We start from the raw sequence: 20,626 nt of genomic DNA on the forward strand, positions 1-20,626 counted from the left end.
GGAGAGGGATGTGACGGCGAGAGACGCACGGCCGCACGACAAGGCACGAGCGACCGCCGTCAGGGGTGTGCGGGGTGAGGTCCGGGGCGTTCTGGCGCTGGTACTCGTCCCGCTTCCGCTGCTCGCCGCCGTCGCGGCCGTGCTGCCCGTCGCCTTCGCGGGGAGCGGGGGGACCCGCCGCTGGTTCGGCGGCCGGGGAGAGAGCCAGCGCGCGGACGCGCAGGCCGCCAAGGACGCCGCGGCAGCGGCGTTCTACGAGCTGGACACGGCGCAACGGGATCTGCGGATCTCCATCGAGACGATCACGGCGGTGGACAGCTCGCCCGAGGCGCGCCGCGCCGTGGAGGGGTTCGCCGCGCTCGGGCGGCGCATCGACGAGGTGAGCCACGCGTACATCACGGCCGTGGACGCGCACGATCTGGACCGGGACGACCTGGAAGTGTCCGTGGCCGCGCAGGCGCGTACGCAGCTGACCCGGGCCAGGGACGAGCTGGTACGGGTCAAGGGGGATCTCGACCGGTTCGAGCAGGGCCTCGGACCGTTGCTCGACAAGGCGGAGACGCAGCTTGCCCGGCTGGCTCCCGCAGTCGAGCGGGCGCGACAGGCGCTCCTTTCTGCGAGCAATGCTCTCGATGCGGTACGCGGCTCCGGATTGAGGGCGGATGATCTCGCGGCGCGCCTCGCCCGCCTGGCCCCTGAACTGACGAAGCTCAACGAAGGCGCCGGGCGGCACGGCGTCCCCGAGACACTGCAGCGCGCCGACCGTGTGCTGCGCGACGCCGAGGCCGTACGTACGGAGGCGGAGCGGCTCCCCGAGCGCGCGGCCGAGATCGACAAGCGCCTGGTGTCGCTGCGCACCCGCGCCCAGGCGCTCACCACCCGCTCCGCCCAGGTCGAGCCCGTGCTCAGTGAGCTGCGCCGCCGGTTCACCGCGGCCTGCTGGCAGGACCTCCAGCCGGTGCCCGAGCAGGCGGCCGCCGCCGTCCGCCAGGCCGAGGAGAAACTGAGGGAGGCCGGCAAGGCGCGCGAGGAGCAGCGCTGGCCGGATGCCACGGCCCTGCTCGGCACCGTACGGGCGCTGCTGAATTCGACGGACGAGGCCGTTTCGGCCGCCGGTGACCGGCTCCGGCGTCTCAACGCCGTGGCCAAGGACCCGCAGGAGGAGATCGAGCGGACCCGGTTCGCGATCCGTGACGCCCAGCGCCTCGCGATGACGGGCCGCAGCACCCCCGACCCGCGCCACGCACGCCCCTTGGACGATTCCGTCGCCCGGCTGGAGCGCGCCGTCGCCGGGCTCGAGGGCAGACACCCCGACTACTGGCACTTCCTGACCGAGACGGAAGCGGTACGGCGCACCGTGGCACGCGTGGTCGACCAGATCCGGGAGGAGCGCGGCGCCGGAGCCGCGTGACCGGCCACGGTCACGGCCGCGGGAGGGGTCGGGGCCAGGAGACAGGCCGCCGGGAGCGGGAGACGAGCGGCGGGACGGGAGGCGGGCGGCGGACGCGGGCACAGTGGCGATGGTCAGCGCTGCCGGCGCCCTACCCGGCGTCCACCCGCCCCGCCACCGCACGCCTGCCCCCGCCGCCGCGCGCCTGCCCCGCCAATACCCGCCCCGGCGCGGCAACGCCGGCACCGCAACCGCCCGCAAGCCGCCCCCGCACGGCAAGCCCCGCGCGGCGTTGCCCGCCCGCCGCCCGCCGATCCGCACAGCTTGTCCCCCTTCGTCCCGCAGCGGATCCTGGTGGAGTCGGTGTCCGGGTACGTACGAATGGAGGCCGGGATGGCCGCACACGTACTGCGCTCGAGGAGCGTGGGCCGGGGCAGGCGCCGCATCGCACTGGACGAGCATCTGCCTGTCGATCATCACCTCAGCCGCTTCTACCGGGTGGGGGCGGGGCTGATGGGCCTGGTCCTGGTCGCGTTCGGGATCCTCGGGCTCATCGACCGGATCGGCTTCTTCGACACCCGCGGCGACACCGTCGCCGGCCTGAACACCAACGGCGCGCTGAGCGTCCTGTCGATCGCCGTCGGGCTGCTGCTCTTCGTCAGCATGGTGATCGGCGGCAACTTCGCCTCGACGGTGAACATGGTCCTCGGCATTCTGTTCATCCTCAGCGGCTTCGTGAACCTCGCCCTGCTCGACCGGAGTTTCAACCCCCTCGCGTTCCGCATCCAGAACGTGCTGTTCAGCTTCGTGGTCGGCATCCTGCTGATGTTCTTCGGCATGTACGGGCGGGTCAGCGGGAGGTTGCCGCACGACAATCCGTACTGGCGGGCCCGCCACCCGGACCAGGCCGAGCGTGAGCAGCGCGCGAGCCGCCGCCGGGCGGAGCTCGCGGCCATGCAGCCCTTGGCGCCCCGGCCGCCCGCCGCCGGTACCGCCCCGGGCGACCGCCCGACGATCGGTCGCCGCCTGTTCTCCCGTAGGCCGCTCGCACGCCGCTAGCCTTACGGGCATGCCTCGTTATGAATTCCGCTGCCGGACCTGCGGCGACACGTTCGAAGTGAACCGCCCCATGGCCGAGTCCTCCGCCCCCGCGAACTGCCCCGAGGGCCACGACGACACCGTGAAGCTGCTCTCCGCGGTCGCCGTCGGCGGCACGAAGTCCGCCGCACCCGCACCGAGCGGCGGAGGTGGCGGCGGCGGCTGTTGCGGAGGCGGCTGCTGCGGCTGACCGGGGCCGAGCGCCGCCGCCCCGACGCGCCCCGACCCGACCCGACCCGACCCGCCCAGCGACTGCAAGGCGACGAGGCGACGGCAGCGCGCACTCACGCCCGCCCCTGCGTCACGCCCCATGCGGGCCACGACCCAGTGGCGGGCGGCGCCTCAAGACCCGAGGTAGCGCAGTACCGCCAGTACCCGCCGCGAGTAGCCGGTCGTTCCCGTCAGTTCCAGCTTCTCGAAGATCGCGTTGATGTGTTTCTCGACCGCGCTCTGCGAGACGTGGAGGCGGCCGGCGATGGCGGCGTTGGTGTGGCCCTCCGCCATCTCGGCCAGGACGTCCCGTTCCCGTGCGGTCAGCCGTGACAGGGGGTCGCTGCGGGTGCTGCGCGCCAGGAGCTGCCGTACGACCTCGGGGTCGAACGCCGCCTGTCCCCGGCCGACCCTGTCCAGCGCGTCGAGGAACTCGTCGACCTGGACGACGCGGTCCTTCAGCAGATAGCCCACTCCCCCGTCGTCGGCGGTGAGGAGCTCGGTCGCGTACCGCTTCTCGACGTACTGGGACAGCACCAGCACCCCGACCTGCGGTCTGCTCCGCCGGATCTCGAGGGCGGCGCGCAGCCCTTCGTCGGTGTGCGTGGGCGGCATGCGTACGTCGGCGATCACGACGTCCGGCGGTGACGCCTCCACGGCCGCCAGCAGCGCGGTGGCGTCGCCGACGGCGGCCAGCACCTCGTGGCCCTCCTCCGCGAGCAGCCGCACCAGTCCCTCCCGCAGCAGGGTGGAGTCCTCGGCAAGGATCAGACGCACGGCAGCTCCGCGGTGACGGTGGTGGGGCCGCCGGCCGGGCTGTCGACCCGGAAGCGGCCGTCGAGTGCGGCGACCCGGCTCGCCAGGCCGGTCAGTCCGCCGCCGGCGAGGTCCGCGCCGCCCACCCCGTCGTCCTCGACGCGCAGCGCGAGCTTCGGGCCGTCGCGGCGCAGGGTGACGGCGATGCGGGTGGCGCCCGCGTGTTTCACGACGTTGGTGACGGATTCGCAGACGACGAAGTACGCGACGGTCTCGACCTGCCGGGATCCGGGCGGCTCCGGGACCTCGTACGTGAGGTGCACGGGCAGCGGGGTGCGTTCCGCGACGGTCTCCAGGGCGGCGCGCAGCCCGGCCTCGTCCAGCACGGTCGGGTAGATGCGCCACGCGACGTCGCGCAGTTCGGCGAGGGCGCGGCGGCTCTCCTCGTGGGCCTGGAGGAGGAGTTGGGCGGCGCGGTCGGGGTCGCGGCTGCGGCGGGCACGGCCGAGGAGCATGCCGAGGGCGACGAGCCGCTGCTGGACGCCGTCGTGGAGGTCGCGTTCGATACGGCGGCGTTCGCCGTCGACGGCGTCCATCATCCCGGCGCGGGTGGTGGCGAGTTGGGCGATGCGCCGTTCCAGTTCGTCGTGGTGGCTCGGGCCGAGGAGCCGGCGGGCCAGATGGCCTTCGAGCAGGGCGAGTCCGAAGACGCTCTGGGCGGCGAGGAAGACGAGGAACAGTCCGACCAGACCGGTCCCAGCGACCGCCCATGGGTAGTCGATGTCGTCGACGGTCCAGCCGAGCGCGGCGTATCCCGCGTAGAGCAGGCCGAGCAGCACGCAGAAGATCACGAGCCCTCCGAGCAGCCCCAGCGGCCAGCGGGCGACGACGTACCGCGCGGCGTGTCCGCTGCCGTACGAGGAGGAGATGCGCGCACCGAGGAAACGGGCGAGCCTGCGCCGCTCGAGGTGGGCGAGACGGGCGGCGATGTCCCCCAGCGGCCGCTGCACGGCGCGCCGGCCGCGCGGCCAGGCGAGTACCAGCAGCAGGACGAGTCCGCCGAGCAACGCGAAGAGCAGCTCCACCACGGCGGTCAGCGTGCCGAGGAGAAGTCCCACCGCGTACCGGGTGCCCTGCATCGCCAGTGCCTTCATGATCCGTCACGCTAACCGGTGGGGCGGGCCGGGCACACTGCGGAAAACCGCAGGAAGGTGTGCGGTCGCCTTCAGCGTCTCTTCAGCTTCGCCTGCCTAGCGTTCGGGGCATGAGCAGCGGCATCGAAAGCAGCGCACCGGGCTGGATCAACAGCCTGATGGAAACCCTCGGCGCACCGGGGGCGGGGATCGCCATCGCCTTGGAGAACCTGTTCCCTCCCCTGCCCAGCGAGGTGATCCTGCCGCTGGCGGGTTTCGCCGCGAGCAGCGGGCAGATGGGGCTCGTCGCCGTACTGCTGTGGACGACGGCAGGGTCCGTGACCGGCGCTCTGGCGCTGTACGGGATCGGGGCGCTGCTGGGGCGGGACCGTACGGTGGCGATCGCGGCCCGGCTGCCCCTGCTGAAGGTCGCGGACATCGAGCGTACGGAGGCGTGGTTCGCCCGGCACGGGGCGAAGGCGGTGTTCTTCGGGCGGATGATCCCGATCTTCCGCTCTCTCATCTCCGTGCCGGCCGGGGTGGAGCGGATGTCGCTGCCCCTGTTCCTGACGCTCACCACGCTCGGCAGCGCGATCTGGAACACGGTCTTCGTCCTCGCCGGTCACACGCTCGGCGAGAGGTGGGAGGACGTGACCGGTTACGTCTCCGCCTACTCGAAGGCGGTGGTCGCTGCCGCCGTGGTGGCCGTCCTGCTGTTCGCGGCCGTGCGGCTGCTCAGGCCCGGCGCGGGATCACGCCGGGGCTGAGCCGTCCCTCCCGCGGGCGCGGGACCACGACGGCGTCGAGCCGACACCGCCGACCGGGGCAGGGTCGCGCCCCGGCCGATCCGGCACCTCCCGCCCCGCGCGGGATCACGCCGGGGCCGAGCCCACGCCTCCCACCGGAGGCGGGATGACGACGGAGTCGATGCCCTGCCGTTCGCGGCGGAACCGGCGTGCCTCCTGCCGCAGCAGCCGCAGGATCTCCTCGCCCGCCGCGACGCCCATCTGCGGCAGCGCGACGACGTGTTCGGCCCCCCAGCCTGCCTCGGCGAGTTCACCGTGTCCGGGCCGCCAGGCCAGGTCGGCGGCGAGCAGCAGGTCGGCGTCGAGGAGGGAGTCACCCGCGGCGAGCGTCAGCCCGGCCCCGGTGCGGCGGGCGACCTCGCGCACGGCGGCGCTCTTGGTGAGCGGCTTGGGGACGGCGTAGATCTTGCGGCCTTGGAGGGAGACGGTCCAGCCGCGGGCCTCCGCCCACACGCCGAGTTCCCTGACCCACTCGTCCGGCAGCAGTTGCCGCTCGACGACGAGATATGCGAAGAGGTCCTCCGCGACGCGTTCCTTGCGCAGCCAGGCCGGGTCGGCGGTCCTGTTCAGATGGGCCCGGATCTCGTCGAGGGGTGCGCACTCCGCGGCGAGCCGGGCGGCGACCGCCTCGCGCCAGTCGCGGTCGCTGACGCCGTCGACCAGCAGATGCCCGCCGTTGGCGCAGATCGCGTACTTGGGCGGCAGGCCGGGCAGGCTGATGCGCTGGTACTGCTTGCGGGTGCGGGTCGTCGTCGGTACGAAGACGGTGTCCTGCGCGAGCTTGGTGAGCAGCCCCGCCGCCCGCTCCGTCATGTACGACAGGGGCTTGTGCTCGTGCACCTCGACGCAGAGCAGCCGGGGTGCGACCGCGTCGGGCATGCCGAGGCCGAGCGCCGCGTTCGAGTAGATGAGGGTGCGGTCGAGGTCGCTGGCGACGAGGCAGAGGGGCGGCGCGGAGCGCCTCTGTGAAAGGGCGGTGGTGGGAGACGGGTGGGCAGTCACTTCGTCACCGCCCTGCCGTCGGCGCCCGTGGCGCCGCGGGTGTACTTGGGGTGGATCAACCCGACGCAGCTGTAGGGAAGTTCGTCGACCTCCTCGACCGGTACGCCGCGCTGCTCCGCCAGCAGCCGTACGTGGTCGAGGTCGGCGCCGGCGCCGCGGCTCGCGAGGATCTTCCAGGGGACGCGGCGCAGCAGGACGCGGGTGGTCTCACCGACGCCCGGCTTGACGAGGTTGACGTCGTGGATGCCGTACTCCTCGCTGATCCGCTCCACGGCTCCCCAGCCCTCCCAGGTGGGGGTGCGGTCCGCGGAAAGGAGTTCCTTCACGTCGGCGTCGACGGCGGACATGACCTCGTCGAAGCGGGCGGCGACGGTGTCGAGGAAGTGGCCGGAGACGTCGGAACCGGCGAGTTCGCGGTAGAACTTCGCGCCGTGGAAGTCGTCGGGACCGATCAGGTCGGCCCGCAGGACCGTGCGCGATATCAGGCCGGAGACCGTGGAGTTCAGGCAGGCGGAGGGGATGAGGAAGTCCTCGCGGGTGCCGTAGGTGCGCACGCAGCCGCCGGGGTCGGCGAGGACCGCGATCTCGGGGTCGAAGCCGGGGAAGTCCCGCAGGGCCTCTGCCAGTTCGCGGGTGATCGCTCCCTTGCCGGTCCAGCCGTCGACGAAGACGACGTCGGCCGGGTCGTGGTGCTCGGCGAGCCAGCGCAGGGCGTTGGCGTCGATGCCGCGGCCGCGCACGATGGACACGGCGTAGTGCGGCAGGTCCAGGCCGTGCCGGTGCTGGGCCCAGCGGCGCATCAGCACGCCGACGGGTGTGCCGGCGCGGGCCAGCGAGACGAGCACGGGGCGCGGCGTCCGCTCGGCGAGGACGGTGTCGGTGACGGTTCCGACGGCGCGGGCGATGCGTGCGGCGGAGGCGGTGAGCGCCGTCTCGAACAGTCGCTGGTACTGCTCGTCGGGCTGGTACTCGACGGGCAGCGACTCGGCGTAGTGCGCGCCGCCGCTCTGGATGGCTTCCTCGCGCTCCTCCGTGGGTGCCTCGAGCTCCACCTCCGAGAGGTCCTGGAGCAGCCAGCCGACCTCCTCCGGCGCGTAGGAGGAGAAGGCGGGTCCGCGGAGCGGCTGGGGCAGCATGGAGGGCCTTTCAGGTCCTTCGGGCGCGTGATGGTCCGGTACGTGGCCGGGGACTCCCGGTACGTAGCTGGGGACGACGGCGAGCACGACGTGCCCGGTGTGGGCGGCGAGCTGGGCCAGCAGGCCGTCGGGTGCGTGCAGCCGGTCGGTGTCGGCCGTCGAGTCGACGACGGCGACGACGGCGTCGAAGCCGGCACCGGCCACGTTGTACGCATAGCGCTCGCCGGGGCCGTCGACCGGGTCGTCGTGGGCGGGGAAGACGAGCCGGGTGCGTATCGCGTACCCGGGGTCGTCGACGGCGAGGACGGGCGAGCGGGTGGTGGTGGAGTAGTACACCTCGGTACGGGCCGCCTGTGCGGCAGCGCTCCGCGCCACGGTCTCCGGGGCCGTCCCGGCGTGGCCGTTCTGCTGGAGGGCCACGGCCAGCCGCAGCGGCACGTACATGAGCTCCTCGTTGCCGAGGACCAGGACCCGGCGGGTTCCGCCCGTGTCCGGGGCGGCCGGCGCGGTGCCGAGGGCCTCCGCCATCCGGGCCGCCATGCCGGGCAGGGCGGCCTCCAGGGCCGTGCGGTGCTCGGGCGTGAAGCCGTGCCGGCCGCCGTCGGGGACGCCGGCGGGCCACTCGAGCTCGACCCGCGTGTGCCGGGCCGCGCCGGCGCCCGCGGGGACCGGCGTGGCAGCGGCGTCCGCCGGTGCCCGCTCGTGCGCCGCGACCAGGGCCCGGCCCTTCTCCAGGACGCCGTCCGGGAGGCGGATCGTGCCCGAGGCCATGGACACCAGGTCGACGCGGGCGCCGATCTCGTCGGCGAACGCGTCCAGCCGGCCCAGGTCGGACGCGGAACGCATGTCGACCAGAGCCACGACCACGTACCGCTCACGCGGGTAGCGGGCGTGCAGGTCGCGGATGGTGTTGAGGACGGTGTTGCCCGTGGAGAACTCGTCGTCGACGAGGACCAGCGGGCCGGGCCGGCCCAGCAGCCCCGGGTCCTCGGGCAGCAGCAGGTGGGAGGTGGCGTGCGAGTGGGACTCCTCGAAGCCGCCCGCGGTCGCCACGCCCTCGACGGGGCGGCGCGTGGAGTGCAGATAGGGTGCGAGGCCGATGCCGTCCGCGACGGCGTGGCCCAGCCCGGTCGCGGTCTCCGCGTAGCCGAGGACGACCGCGCGCCGGCACTCGTCCGTGCCGAGCAGGTCGCGGACCCGCACGCCGAGGTCGTGCCCCGCGCGCCAGACCACCAGCGGCTGCTGGGGCACATGCTTGCCCAGCACGTTCGACACGAGCAGGTGCGCCCGCTTCGGGTTGCGGCGCAGGGCGAGGCCCAGCAGCTCCTGGAGTCCCTCGTCGCCGACGAGGGAGACTCCCAGCCGCTCCGCGACCCAGCTTCCCGACCACACCACGTTCTCTTCGCCCCTCGTCGTCATCGGTCCCTTCGGCGTCATCAGTCGGTGAGCCCGGCCGCGAGCAGTTCCACGAAGCCGATGTCCTCCTTGGCGACACCGAAGACCTCGGCGCGCAGGCGGGTCCGCTCGGCCCAGGCGCGGTGCGGCTTCACCTCGTTCATCTTGTTCGTGTACGCCGAGCGCAGCACCCCGCCGCCGCCGCGCTCCGGGCGCAGGATGTCCTGCGCGTCGCTGAACTCCTCGTGGCTGACCACGGACAGCGCGTGCACGGGCAGGACGTGGGAGGGGTGGATGCAGGTCTTGCCCATCAGGCCGTTGGCCCGGTCCAGCTCGATCTCGCGGAGCAGTCCGTCGAGGTCGTGCTCGATGAGCGCGTTGCGCAGCTCCTCGGCCCGCCCTTCGAGGAACGGGCTGCGGCGCAGCTGCGGCTTGAACATGCGCTCCTGGGACCTGAAGTACTCCCAGACCGGCCCGGTGATGGTGAAGCCCGTGCCGTCGGAGCGGCCGAGCACGTTGACCACGTCGGCGATCACGGACGTCACGATCCGTACGTCGTAGGCGGTCATGTCGGGCGAGCGGCGCAGCCCGTACGCGGAGCAGAAGTCGGTGACGCCGAGCCGCAGGGCGAGGACCCGGTCACGGTACTTGTCGACGGTGCGCGCGATGCCGGTGAGCGCCTCCGTCCTGGTCTCCAGGTGCAGCAGCTCGGGCGATTCCAGGACGGGCATCGCGAACAGCCGCCGCCCACCGGCGGCCTCGGCGGTGACGAGGGCCTCGAGGAACGGGGCGCCGCGTTCGTCGGTGAACTTCGGCAGCACGAATCCGGACAGCAGCCGTCCCGACGGCCCCAGGCGTCTCACGAGGTCCGGGATCTGGTCGGGGGTGCGGACCCGGATGAACAGCAGCGGCACTTCGACGCCCCGCGCGTCGAGGTCGGCGAACTGCCGGACGAGGTTCGCCTCGCCGTCGACGACGTCGGCGTCGTCGATGGAATCCTCCAGGCACAGCACCATGGAGACGACCCCGCGCGCCGCCTGCTTGAGCACGTCGTCGGCCAGCTTCGGCCGGGTGGCCGGGCTGTAGAGAGTCGCGCCCAGGGCTGCCGCCAGCGTCCGGGTCGGCGAGTCCGCGTCGAAGTCGCACGGCTCCTGGTGGAACAGCCTCGCCCTTTCCGCGGGCGGGATGTGCCCGAAATGACGCATAAGAGATCCCCCGTACTGCCGCTTCGGGCCTGACAACATGTGGCCGGTAATAGTACGTAAGCACAGGTGTCCAGAGTTCCCCAAGTGCATGAACTCCGGGTAACTCGTCCGCTTCTCGCCCCTGCCGTGAAGGTGTCCGCGCCGGGTGCGGCACGTGCGGGAACTGGGCCCCGCGTTGTCCCGGGGCCCCTCGGCCAGGCAGGATGACCGGTATGACGCACGCGATGCTGAAGGGCTCGAACGTCCCTCTTGATGCCACGGCCGTACGGGCCGTGCTGCGCTGGACGCCGGGCACGGCGGTCCCCGACGTCGACGCTTCGGCCCTGCTGCTCGGCGGTGACGGCCGCGTGCGCTCCGACGAGGACTTCGTCTTCTACAACCAGCCACGGCATCCGTCCGGGCTGGTGCGGCGGCTGCCGAAGAAGCACGTCGGCGACCATCTGACCGACACGGTCGAGGCCGACCTGGCCGCGCTGGACCCGTCGGTGGACCAGGTGGTGATCGCGGCGTCGTCGGACGGCGGCACCTTCGAGCACGTACATGACCTGCGGATACTTCTCCACGACGCCGCCGCGCCGGCCGGTGGGGAGCCGCTGGCCGTCTTCGACGTGAAGCCGGAGACCGGCGAGGAGACGGCGATCATCTGCGGTGAGCTGTACCGGCGCGGCGACGGCTGGAAGTTCCGCGCGGTGGCGCAGGGCTACCCGACGGGGCTGGTGGGGCTCGCGACGGCGTTCGGGATCTCGGTGGAGGAGGCGGAGGCGCCGGAGACGCCTGTGGCGCCTGCCGAGCCTTCTACGCCTGCTGCGCAGGCCGCGCCGTCGTACGGCTATCCGCCGTCGGACGTGACGCAGCCCGCGCCCGCGTACGTGCCGGCGGCGCCGCAGCCCGCGTACGGCTATCCGCAGCCGGCTGCGGCGGCGGCGTACGCCCCCGACCCGAGCTTCCGGCTGCCGCCGATGGGGCCGCAGTTCCAGCGCCCGTAGCCCCGTTGGCCGGGCCGCCGCAGTTCCCACGCACGTAGCCCGGTCCGGCACGAGCCCCCGCGACCGGGCCGGATTGCGGGGCTCCGCCCCGGACCCCGCGTCTCAATCGCCGGCGAGGCTGAAAATGCCCCCTCGCCCCAGGGACGCACCCCTCCGAGGGCCAGCACGGGGTTGCCCAACGCCCCGGCGAACGTCGAGCTCGCCTGCCGAGGGCAAAGCCGCCCGGCGGCTGCCGGTCCTCCGCGGACAGCAAGCCCCCGGCCGACCAGGCCCGCCCCGGCGGGTGCCGGTCCTCCGCGGCGAGCAAGCCCGGCCGACCGACCCGCGTCGCGGCCCGGTTGCGGGGCTCCGCCCCGGACCCCGCGCCTCAATCGCCGGCGAGGCTGAAAATGCCCCCCAGCCCCCGGCGAAGGTCGAGCTCACCTTCGCGAGGCCCACCGAGCGAGAGTCAGGCCCGCCCGGTGAGGGCTACGCGCGGGACTGGGACTTGTAGCCGCGGCCCCATTGGAGGCCCCAGCCGTACAGGCGGTCCAGTTCCGCCTGGAAGCCGTAGACGAACTTCACCTCGCGGCGCACCGTCAGGTCGCCCTTCGTGTTCTCCACGGAGAACACCGCACAGGAACGCGCCTGCGGGGCGCGCTCGTCGAGTTCTATCTCGACGCGCGGGCCGTTGCTCGGATAGAGCGTGACGTGGGCGTGTGTGCGGTCGAAGGCCGGGGTCTGGTCGTAGATGTAGACGAAGAACAGCAGCCGCTTGATCGATTCCCGGTGGTCGAGATTGACGAAGATCGTCTCCCCCGAGGGCGCGCCGAACCGGTCGTCGCCGCTGAGCTTCACGAACGGCGGGCCGTTCAGGTCGCCGAAGAAGCTGCCGAGCGGCTGGACCACGCCCTTGCTGCCGTCGGTCAGTTCGTACAGGCAGCCCAGGTCGAGGTCGACGTTGACCACACCCTGGGTGTGCGCCTGGACGACGTCCGGCTGGAAGAGCTTCAGGGGGTTGCGCAGCAGTCTGCCGCTCTGCCGGGAGCGGCCCTCGATGTCGGAGGAACGCATCCGCCAGGAGAGGTTGACCCGCAGGTTGCCGCTCGCGGCGCCCTGCTTGCTGAGCGATACGGACGGATTCCGCCTGGTCAGCTCGATGGAGTTGGAGGCGGCGCTGCCCGAGTCGAACTGCGCAGCCCTGCCCCGCCACAGGTTGTCCCAGATGGCCATGCCCCACCCCTAGTTGTCACTGGTCGTCCGGTGTTCCGCGGATAACGCGACGGGGCGGCCGGGAGCACCCGGCCGCCCCGCAAGGAAGCGTTCCTCAATGGTGTGGGCGTCACACCCCGGAGGAGACCTCAGCCTTCTCCTCCGGACCGCCGGCTTTTCCCTCGCCGTTCTCCAGCGCCTTGTTCCGGCGCAGCGAGGACCAGAAGGAGGCCGCGATCAGCACCACGCCGATGAGGCCGGTGATGATCTCGCTGATCTCGTGCTGGATGGTGATGAGCAGGATGACCGCCAGCGCGCCGATCGCGTAGTGGGCGCCGTGCTCCAGGTAGACGTAGTCGTCGAGGGTGCCCTGGCGGACCAGGTAGACCGTGAGGGACCGGACGTACATCGCGCCGATACCGAGGCCGAGCGCCATCCAGAAGATGTGGTTGGTGATGGCGAACGCGCCGATCACGCCGTCGAAGGAGAACGACGCGTCGAGGACTTCGAGGTACAGGAAGAGGAAGAACGCCGCCTTGCCGGCGAGGCCGACCGCGGAGACCTGCTTGCCCTCCCGCTTGGCCTTCTCCTCCTCCTCGTGCTCACGTTCCTCCTCTTCCTCGAGCTTGTCCTCGAAGTAGCCGGAGAGACCGCCGACGACGAGGTACGTGATCAGACCGGCGACGCCGGAGAGGAGCACGGTGGCCGACTTGTCGGCGTGACCGGTGCTGGTGTGCGCGTTGGTGGCGAAGGTGATGGCGGTGACCAGCAGAACGATCAGCGCGATGCAGACCGACAGCATGTCGACCTTGCCGAGCTTGGCCAGGGGCCGCTCGAGCCAGGCCAGCCACTTGTGCTCGCGCTCCTCGAAGACGAAGTCGAGGAAGATCATCAGCAGGAACATGCCACCGAACGAGGCGATCGCCGCGTGTGCGTCGGTGACCAGGTCCTCGTACCTGTCGGGCTGGTCCATGGCCAGCTGGACCGCTTCGATCGGCCCGACCTTGGCACTGATGGCGACGATGACGACGGGGAAGACCAGCCGCATGCCGAAGACCGCGATAAGAATGCCGATCGTCAGGAAGATCTTCTGCCAGAAGGCGTTCATCTTCTTGAGGATTCCGGCGTTGACAACCGCGTTGTCGAACGACAGCGAGATCTCGAGGATCGACAGGATCAGTACGATCCCGAACGCCTCCCAGCCCCACTGCCAGGCGGCGAATGCGAGGCCGAGCGCCGTGACGGCGAACGACCAGCCGAAGGTTTTCAGAACCACTGGCTACCCAATCGTGTAATTGTCCCCCGGGTGAAGCCTGGGGGAGGTTCTCCCCCGCGCCGCACGCGGCTTTACGAAACGTTGACCCCGAAGTCTAGAGCGATGCCCCGCAGCCCCGACGCGTACCCCTGCCCCACGGCCCGGAACTTCCACTCGCCGCCGTAACGGTAGAGCTCACCGAAGATCATCGCGGTCTCGGTGGAGGCGTCCTCGCTGAGGTCGTAGCGGGCCAGCTCCTGCCCGTCGGCCTGATTGACGACGCGGATGAAGGCGTTGCTGACCTGGCCGAAGGTCTGGCCGCGGTTGTCGGCGTCATGGATGGAGACCGGAAAGATGATCTTGTCCACGTTGGCCGGCACCTTGGCGAGGTCCACCAGGAGGGACTCGTCGTCACCGTCCCCCTCACCGGTGAGGTTGTCACCGGTGTGCTCGACGGAGCCGTCCGGGCTCTTGAGCTGGTTGTAGAAGACGAACCACTCGTCGCCGAGGACCCGTCCGCTCTGGCAGAGCAGCGCGCTGGCGTCGAGGTCGAAGGGTGCGCCGGTGGTGGAGCGCGCGTCCCAGCCGAGCCCTACGAGCACCTGGGTGAGATTGGGTGCGGCCTTGGAGAGGGAGACATTGCCTCCCTTGGCGAGTGTGACGCCCATGTTGGTGAGTCCTCCCCTGGATGGCTTTGCTGCGGGGCCTGTTCGGCCCCAGGCGCGTCCGGCGCCGCACTGTGTGCGGCGCCGGACGTGGAAACTGCTGTGCCTGACTCAGACGTTCACACCGAAGTCCTGCGCGATGCCGCGCAGGCCCGAGGCGTAACCCTGGCCGATGGCACGGAACTTCCACTCGGGGCCGTTGCGGTACAGCTCGCCGAAGACCATCGCGGTCTCGGTCGAGGCGTCCTCGCTCAGGTCGTAGCGCGCGAGCTCGTTGTTGTCGGCCTGGTTGACGACGCGGATGAACGCGTTGCGCACCTGGCCGAAGGACTGCTGGCGGCTCTCGGCCTCGTAGATCGAGACCGGGAAGACGATCTTGTCGACGTCGGCGGGGACCGCGGCCAGGTTGACCTTGATCTGCTCGTCGTCGCCCTCGCCCTCACCGGTGAGGTTGTCACCGGTGTGCTCGACGGAGCCGTCGGAGCTCTTGAGGTTGTTGAAGAAGACGAAGTTGCCGTCGTTGGTGACCTTGCCCTCGGCGTTGGTCAGCAGGGCGCTGGCGTCGAGGTCGAAGTCGGTGCCGGTGGTGGTCCGGACATCCCAGCCCAGGCCCACGGTGACCGCGGTCAGGTTCGGCGCGGCCTTGGTCAGCGAGACGTTGCCGCCCTTGCTGAGGCTGACTCCCACGAGTCCCTCCATTGTTGTTTCAGGGGCAGCGCCCCCGTCGTGCATGGCTATCGGATCAACGAAAGGATCCTAGTGACCGGTTCCCGCGCAAAACAGGCTTTCGCGCGCCGGTTCGCGCGAACGTGCCCGGACGGGACCGGGACGACGCACGTGCGGCGAACGCCGCGGCTCAGAGGGCGTCCAGCGCCGCGACGTAGTCGTTCAGGTCGCGGGCGTCCGGCAGGCCGTTGACGACCGTCCAGCGCACCACGCCCTCCTTGTCGATGATGAAGGTGCCGCGCACCGCGCAGCCCTTCTCCTCGTCGAAGACGCCGTAGGCGCGGGAGGTCTCGCCGTGCGGCCAGAAGTCGGAGAGCAGCGGGTACTCGAGGCCCTCCTGCTCGCCGAAGACGCGCAGGGTGTGGATGGAGTCGTTGGAGACGGCCAGCAGCTGGGTGTCCTCGTTGACGAACTTCGGCAGCTCGTCGCGCAGGGCGCACAGCTCGCCGGTGCACACGCCGGTGAAGGCGAAGGGGTAGAAGAGCAGTACGACGTTCTTCTCGCCCCGGAAGTCCGAGAGCGCGACGGTGCGGCCGTGGTTGTCCTTGAGCTCGAACTCCGGCGCCTTGTCGCCGACCTCGATCGCCATGGAGAAAGCTTCCCTTCTGTGTGCCCGTCCGGTAGAGGGCCAGCCTACGCAGAAGGCCCCCACCGGCGGTGCCGGTGGGGGCCTGTTGTCTGTCCTTCGCCGCTCGGCGGCTCAGCGCTTCCCCGACTTCGCCCCCTTGGGGGTGACCAGCCGGCTGCCACTCCAGTCCTTGCCGGCGTTGATGCTCTTCGTCTGGGAGAGACCCGCCGTCTGTGCGGCCTCGTTGATGTCGCTGGGCTCGACATAGCCGTCACGGCCGGTCTTGGGAGTCATCAGCCAGACGACCCCGCCCTCGTCGATCAGACCGATGGCGTCCACCAGTGCGTCGGTGAGGTCCCCGTCCTCGTCGCGGAACCACAGCACGACGACGTCAGCGACGTCGTCGTAGTCCTCGTCGACGAGTTCCTGGCCGGTAGCGGCCTCGATGCCCTCACGGAGCTCCTGCTCGACGTCGTCGTCGTAGCCGATCTCCTGGACCACTTGTCCGGGCTCGAACCCCAGCCTTGCTGCCGGGTTGGTCCGCTCCTCCGCGTGGTCCGCGGTCGCGCTCACGGCTTGCCTCCTGATCGTTTTCGACAAATGCTTCGGCCACGCGCGTACGCGCAGCATTGGCCGTAGTCCACACGGGCGGGGCGGATCGCGCAAGTACCCGGCCGTCCAGACCGCCGAAACGGTGACGTTTGCGGCCGTCTCGGCGCAACTCCAGGCAAGCGACGGGTCCCCGCCACGATCGTGACCACACCCTTCGGCCGCGTACGCGGCATTCCTACCCTTTCACATCTCAATAGGAACCGAACGACCGAACGAAACGCGTGGACGGGTCGGGCGTAAAGGTACGATCCGGCCCCGTCCGCCCGCCGGTCCGGGGCCGGATGTCGCCGAGATCGAGGGTTACCTCCCGGTAGAGATGACGCGAGGCTCCCAGCGGTACACGATGGGAGGCGGTGCGACAGCTTTGCCGACCCAGTACCTCCGAACAGCGAAGGAACAGCGTGGCTTCCGGATCAGATCGCAACCCGATCATCATTGGCGGCCTTCCCAGCCAGGTCCCGGACTTCGATCCTGAAGAGACCCAGGAGTGGCTGGACTCCCTCGACGCCGCCGTCGACGAGCGGGGCCGTGAGCGGGCCCGCTATCTGATGCTCCGCCTGATCGAGCGGGCGCGCGAGAAGCGCGTCGCCGTGCCCGAGATGCGCAGCACGGACTACGTCAACACCATCGCGACCAAGGACGAGCCGTTCTTCCCCGGCAACGAGGAGATCGAGCGCAAGATCCTCAACGCGACCCGGTGGAACGCCGCGGTGATGGTCTCCCGCGCGCAGCGCCCCGGTATCGGCGTCGGCGGCCACATCGCCACCTTCGCCTCCTCCGCCTCCCTGTACGACGTGGGCTTCAACCACTTCTTCCGGGGCAAGGACGACGGCAAGGGCGGCGACCAGATCTTCTTCCAGGGGCACGCGTCCCCCGGTATCTACGCCCGCGCCTTCCTGCTGGACCGGCTCAGCGAACAGCAGCTGGACGCCTTCCGGCAGGAGAAGTCCAAGGAGCCGTACGGGCTGTCCAGCTATCCGCACCCGCGGCTGATGCCGGACTTCTGGGAGTTCCCCACGGTCTCCATGGGCCTCGGCCCCCTCGGCGCCATCTACCAGGCGCGCATGAACCGCTACATGGAGGCCCGCGGCATCGCGGACACCTCCGACTCGCACGTGTGGGCGTTCCTCGGCGACGGCGAGATGGACGAGCCGGAGTCGCTCGGCCAGCTGTCCATCGCCGCCCGCGAGGGCCTGGACAACCTGACCTTCGTGGTCAACTGCAACCTCCAGCGCCTCGACGGCCCGGTCCGCGGCAACGGCAAGATCATCCAGGAGCTGGAGTCGCAGTTCCGCGGCGCCGGCTGGAACGTCATCAAGCTGGTCTGGGACCGCTCCTGGGACCCGCTGCTCGCCCAGGACCGCGACGGCATCCTCGTCAACAAGCTGAACACCACGCCGGACGGCCAGTTCCAGACGTACGCGACCGAGACGGGCGCCTACATCCGCGAGCACTTCTTCGGCGGCGACCAGCGGCTGCGCGCCATGGTCGAGAACATGACCGACGAGCAGATCCTGCACCTCGGCCGCGGCGGTCACGACCACCGCAAGGTCTTCGCCGCCTACACGGCGGCCAAGGCCCACAAGGGCCAGCCGACGGTGATCCTGGCACAGACCATCAAGGGCTGGACGCTGGGACCGAACTTCGAGGGCCGCAACGCCACGCACCAGATGAAGAAGCTGACGGTCGACGACCTGAAGCGCTTCCGTGACCGGCTGCACCTCCCGATCACGGACCAGCAGCTCGAGAGCGGGCCCCCGCCGTACTACCACCCGGGTCGCGACTCGGAGGAGATCCAGTACATGCACGACCACCGCAAGGCCTGTGGTGGCTATGTGCCGACCCGGATCGTACGCGCGAAGCCGCTCCAGCTGCCCGAGGACAAGACGTACGCGGCTGTGAAGAAGGGCTCCGGTCAGCAGTCGATCGCCACCACCATGGCGTTCGTCCGGCTGCTGAAGGACCTCATGCGGGACAAGGAGATCGGCAAGCGGTTCGTGCTGATCGCGCCCGACGAGTACCGGACCTTCGGCATGGACTCCTTCTTCCCGAGTGCGAAGATCTACAACCCGCTCGGTCAGCAGTACGAGGCCGTGGACCGCGAGCTGCTGCTCGCGTACAAGGAGTCGCCGACCGGTCAGATGCTGCACGACGGCATCTCGGAGGCCGGCTGCACCGCGTCCCTGATCGCCGCGGGTTCCGCGTACGCGACACACGGCGAGCCGCTGATCCCGGTGTACGTCTTCTACTCGATGTTCGGCTTCCAGCGCACCGGCGACCAGTTCTGGCAGATGTCCGACCAGCTGGCGCGGGGCTTCGTCCTGGGAGCCACCGCCGGCCGTACGACGCTGACGGGCGAGGGACTCCAGCACGCGGACGGCCACTCGCAGCTTCTCGCCTCGACCAACCCGGCCTGCGTCGCCTACGACCCGGCGTTCGGCTTCGAGATCGCGCACATCGTTCAGGACGGTCTGCGCAGGATGTACGGCGGGACCCCCGAGGAGAACGAGGACATCTTCTACTACCTCACCGTCTACAACGAGCCGATCCAGCACCCCGCGGAGCCGGCCGATGTGGACGTCGAGGGCATCCTGAAGGGCATCCACCGCTTCAAGCAGGGCGAGCAGGGTGCCATCCCGGCCCAGATCATGGCGTCCGGTGTGGCCGTCCCGTGGGCGCTCGAGGCCCAGCGGATCCTCGCGGAGGAGTGGAACGTGCGCGCCGATGTGTGGTCGGCGACCTCCTGGAACGAGCTGCGCCGTGAGGCGGTCGACGTGGAGCGGCACAACCTGCTGCACCCCGAGGAGGAGCAGCGCGTCCCGTACGTGACGCGGAAGCTGTCCGGCTCGGAGGGCCCGTTCGTCGCGGTCTCCGACTGGATGCGCTCGGTCCCCGACCAGATCTCCCGCTGGGTGCCGGGCACGTACCAGTCGCTCGGCGCGGACGGTTTCGGCTTCGCGGACACCCGTGGCGCGGCCCGCCGCTTCTTCCACATCGACGCGCAGTCGATCGTGCTGGCGGTGCTGACCGAGCTGGCCCGCGAGGGCAAGGTCGACCGCGGCGCGCTCAAGCAGGCGGTGGACCGCTACCAGCTGCTGGACGTGGCCGCGGCCGACCCGGGCGCCGCGGGCGGCGACGCGTAGCGAAGATCAGCACGTCAGGGGCGGCGGACCGGTGGTCCGCCGCCCCTGGCGTGTCCTTACGATTCCTGTCATGAAGCAGCAGACCGCCCAGATCCGCTGGGAAAAGCGCATGCAGACGCCCCTGCTGGCGCTCGCCCTCGTCTTCGCGGTCGCCTACACGGTCCCGATCATCGCCCCCGGAGCCCCGTCCTGGGTCCACCGGTCCTGCCAGGTGGCCGAGTGGGTGGTGTGGGGCACCTTCGCGGTGGACTACCTCGTACGGCTGACGCTGGCGCCGGGCAAGTGGCTGTTCCTGCGCAGCCATCCGCTGGACCTGCTGGCGGTGCTGCTGCCCCTGGTGCAGCCGCTGCGGCTGCTGCGGCTGGTCTCCACGCTGCTGCTGGTGGGCCGACGGGCCAGGATGGCCCCGCAGATCACGCTCACCACGTACGTGGGCGGCGCGGTCGTGGGGCTGATGATGTTCGGCTCCCTGGCGGTGCTCCAGGTGGAGCGGGACGCGCCCGGCGGGAACATCAAGACGCTGGGTGACGCGGTCTGGTGGTCGTTCACGACGATGACGACCGTCGGCTACGGCGACCACTCGCCGACGACGGGCCTCGGGCGGCTGCTGGCGGTCGGGCTGATGATCTCCGGTATCGCCCTGCTCGGTGTGGTGACGGCCAACATCGCCGCCTGGTTCATCTCCCGCTTCGAGCGGGACGACGCCGAGGAGCGGCGGCAGACGGCGCTGCTGGAGGCGCTGACGGTGGAGGTCCGCGGTCTGCGGGCCGAGGTGGCGCGGCTCTCGGGCGCCCCGGAGACCGGCGCGCCCGAGGTGCCCGGGCCTAGTTCTCCCAGATCTTGAACGCCCTGACCCGGTACGGCGACCTGGGGAGCCAGGTGCCGCCGCCGGGGTAGGTCTCGAACTCGCCGGTCTCCGCGCACTCCTCGGACTGGTACGTGGTGACGGGCCGGCCGGTCCGGTTGGCGAGGGCCTTGGCGGACGTGCCCGGCGGCAGCGGTACGCAGCTCTCGATATCGGTGCCGGCGAGCTCATGGGTGCTGCGAGCGCCGCGGAAGTCGTTCTCGGCCCACAGGCACAGCTCGCCGGCCGCGCACGCGCCGAGACGCGGTGGCGCGGCGGACGCGGTCTGCGGTGGCTGCAGCAGCAGCGGCAGCAGTGCGGCGGCGGCCAGGGCGGCGGCGGTGACGGTCTTGCGCATGAGGAACCCCCGTGTGGTCGGACGAATCGGTGGGCCGACCCTGACCTGCGGTGACGTGAGCGCGGAAGGGGCCGCGGGGGAAATCATCCGGATAGGCGACAGCCCCGCCGGGGGGTGCCCGGCGGGGCTGTCGATGTACGCGGTTGA

The 20,626-nt window shown here is 70.9% G+C and carries 19 protein-coding genes; 7 read left to right on the forward strand and 12 right to left on the reverse strand.

The window, feature by feature from the left end; translation table 11 throughout:
• Positions 1-10: 10 nt before the first annotated feature.
• The 3 genes from ACTMTU_RS08200 to ACTMTU_RS08210 all read left to right on the forward strand — a co-directional run bounded on the left by ACTMTU_RS08200 (position 11) and on the right by ACTMTU_RS08210 (position 2,678).
• Positions 11-1,411 carry a hypothetical protein gene (locus tag ACTMTU_RS08200; protein WP_441262816.1) on the forward strand — a complete coding sequence of 467 codons (1,401 nt, stop codon included), beginning with the start codon at positions 11-13 and terminating at the stop codon, positions 1,409-1,411.
• 372 nt (positions 1,412-1,783) lie between these two features.
• Positions 1,784-2,449: a DUF4383 domain-containing protein gene (locus ACTMTU_RS08205; protein ID WP_441262817.1), complete on the forward strand. Its 666-nt coding sequence runs from the start codon at positions 1,784-1,786 to the stop codon at positions 2,447-2,449.
• A gap of 10 nt (positions 2,450-2,459) precedes the next feature.
• Positions 2,460-2,678, forward strand: a complete 219-nt coding sequence (locus ACTMTU_RS08210; RefSeq protein WP_100106980.1) for an FmdB family zinc ribbon protein — start codon at positions 2,460-2,462, stop codon at positions 2,676-2,678.
• A gap of 152 nt (positions 2,679-2,830) precedes the next feature.
• Here ACTMTU_RS08210 and ACTMTU_RS08215 read toward each other — a convergent pair whose 3' ends face one another.
• The gene (locus ACTMTU_RS08215; RefSeq protein WP_441262818.1) at positions 2,831-3,475 is read right to left on the reverse strand and encodes a response regulator transcription factor; all 645 of its coding nucleotides are present in this window, start codon (positions 3,473-3,475) and stop codon (positions 2,831-2,833) included.
• Positions 3,466-4,608, reverse strand: a complete 1,143-nt coding sequence (locus ACTMTU_RS08220) for a histidine kinase (RefSeq protein ID WP_441262819.1) — start codon at positions 4,606-4,608, stop codon at positions 3,466-3,468. The genes ACTMTU_RS08215 and ACTMTU_RS08220 overlap by 10 nt, the downstream gene beginning before the upstream one ends.
• Positions 4,609-4,718: 110 nt before the next feature.
• Here ACTMTU_RS08220 and ACTMTU_RS08225 point away from each other — a divergent pair, with 110 nt between their 5' ends.
• Positions 4,719-5,354, forward strand: a complete 636-nt coding sequence (locus tag ACTMTU_RS08225; protein ID WP_441262820.1) for a DedA family protein — start codon at positions 4,719-4,721, stop codon at positions 5,352-5,354.
• Positions 5,355-5,459: 105 nt separating this feature from the next.
• Here ACTMTU_RS08225 and ACTMTU_RS08230 read toward each other — a convergent pair whose 3' ends face one another.
• From ACTMTU_RS08230 to ACTMTU_RS08240, 3 genes are all read right to left on the reverse strand, one after another.
• A complete protein-coding gene (locus ACTMTU_RS08230) occupies positions 5,460-6,302 on the reverse strand; it encodes an HAD family hydrolase (protein ID WP_441263159.1) in 843 nt (280 codons plus the stop codon).
• Positions 6,303-6,391: 89 nt separating this feature from the next.
• A complete protein-coding gene (locus ACTMTU_RS08235; protein ID WP_441262821.1) occupies positions 6,392-8,950 on the reverse strand; it encodes a phosphoribosyltransferase in 2,559 nt (852 codons plus the stop codon).
• Between the two features lie 17 nt (positions 8,951-8,967).
• Complete coding sequence (locus ACTMTU_RS08240; protein ID WP_441262822.1) at positions 8,968-10,131, reverse strand: HpcH/HpaI aldolase/citrate lyase family protein; 1,164 nt, start codon at positions 10,129-10,131, stop codon at positions 8,968-8,970.
• Positions 10,132-10,343: 212 nt separating this feature from the next.
• Between ACTMTU_RS08240 and ACTMTU_RS08245 the strand changes: the two genes are divergently transcribed.
• Positions 10,344-11,117, forward strand: coding sequence for a TerD family protein (locus ACTMTU_RS08245; RefSeq protein WP_441262823.1), 774 nt, complete (start codon positions 10,344-10,346; stop codon positions 11,115-11,117).
• A 468-nt stretch (positions 11,118-11,585) separates the two neighbouring features.
• Here the strand turns inward: ACTMTU_RS08245 and ACTMTU_RS08250 are convergent, their stop codons facing one another.
• The 6 genes from ACTMTU_RS08250 to ACTMTU_RS08275 all read right to left on the reverse strand — a co-directional run bounded on the left by ACTMTU_RS08250 (position 11,586) and on the right by ACTMTU_RS08275 (position 16,095).
• On the reverse strand, positions 11,586-12,329 hold the full coding sequence (locus tag ACTMTU_RS08250; RefSeq protein WP_441262824.1) for a TerD family protein: 744 nt from the start codon (positions 12,327-12,329) through the stop codon (positions 11,586-11,588).
• Positions 12,330-12,438: 109 nt separating this feature from the next.
• Positions 12,439-13,584, reverse strand: coding sequence for a DUF475 domain-containing protein (locus ACTMTU_RS08255; RefSeq protein ID WP_441262825.1), 1,146 nt, complete (start codon positions 13,582-13,584; stop codon positions 12,439-12,441).
• A 71-nt stretch (positions 13,585-13,655) separates the two neighbouring features.
• Positions 13,656-14,231, reverse strand: coding sequence for a TerD family protein (locus tag ACTMTU_RS08260; protein ID WP_005318154.1), 576 nt, complete (start codon positions 14,229-14,231; stop codon positions 13,656-13,658).
• 108 nt (positions 14,232-14,339) lie between these two features.
• Positions 14,340-14,915 (reverse strand): TerD family protein, encoded by a 576-nt coding sequence (locus tag ACTMTU_RS08265; protein ID WP_159692361.1) that lies wholly within the window; start codon positions 14,913-14,915, stop codon positions 14,340-14,342.
• Positions 14,916-15,084: 169 nt separating this feature from the next.
• Positions 15,085-15,543 carry a peroxiredoxin gene (locus ACTMTU_RS08270; RefSeq protein WP_441262826.1) on the reverse strand — a complete coding sequence of 153 codons (459 nt, stop codon included), beginning with the start codon at positions 15,541-15,543 and terminating at the stop codon, positions 15,085-15,087.
• Positions 15,544-15,654: 111 nt separating this feature from the next.
• Positions 15,655-16,095: a DUF3052 domain-containing protein gene (locus ACTMTU_RS08275; protein WP_037774769.1), complete on the reverse strand. Its 441-nt coding sequence runs from the start codon at positions 16,093-16,095 to the stop codon at positions 15,655-15,657.
• A 440-nt stretch (positions 16,096-16,535) separates the two neighbouring features.
• Between ACTMTU_RS08275 and aceE the strand changes: the two genes are divergently transcribed.
• Both aceE and ACTMTU_RS08285 read left to right on the forward strand, forming a co-directional pair.
• A complete protein-coding gene (gene aceE, locus ACTMTU_RS08280) occupies positions 16,536-19,277 on the forward strand; it encodes a pyruvate dehydrogenase (acetyl-transferring), homodimeric type (protein WP_441262827.1) in 2,742 nt (913 codons plus the stop codon).
• Between the two features lie 70 nt (positions 19,278-19,347).
• Positions 19,348-20,121 carry an ion channel gene (locus tag ACTMTU_RS08285; protein ID WP_441262828.1) on the forward strand — a complete coding sequence of 258 codons (774 nt, stop codon included), beginning with the start codon at positions 19,348-19,350 and terminating at the stop codon, positions 20,119-20,121.
• On the opposite strand, the gene ACTMTU_RS08290 is transcribed toward ACTMTU_RS08285, so the two are convergent.
• Positions 20,102-20,479, reverse strand: coding sequence for a peptidase inhibitor family I36 protein (locus tag ACTMTU_RS08290; RefSeq protein WP_189468186.1), 378 nt, complete (start codon positions 20,477-20,479; stop codon positions 20,102-20,104). The genes ACTMTU_RS08285 and ACTMTU_RS08290 overlap by 20 nt on opposite strands.
• Positions 20,480-20,626 lie beyond the last annotated feature (147 nt).

Origin of the sequence: Streptomyces sp. OZ13, from assembly GCF_052068155.1 — a bacterium.
In the GTDB taxonomy this organism is placed as follows: domain Bacteria; phylum Actinomycetota; class Actinomycetes; order Streptomycetales; family Streptomycetaceae; genus Streptomyces.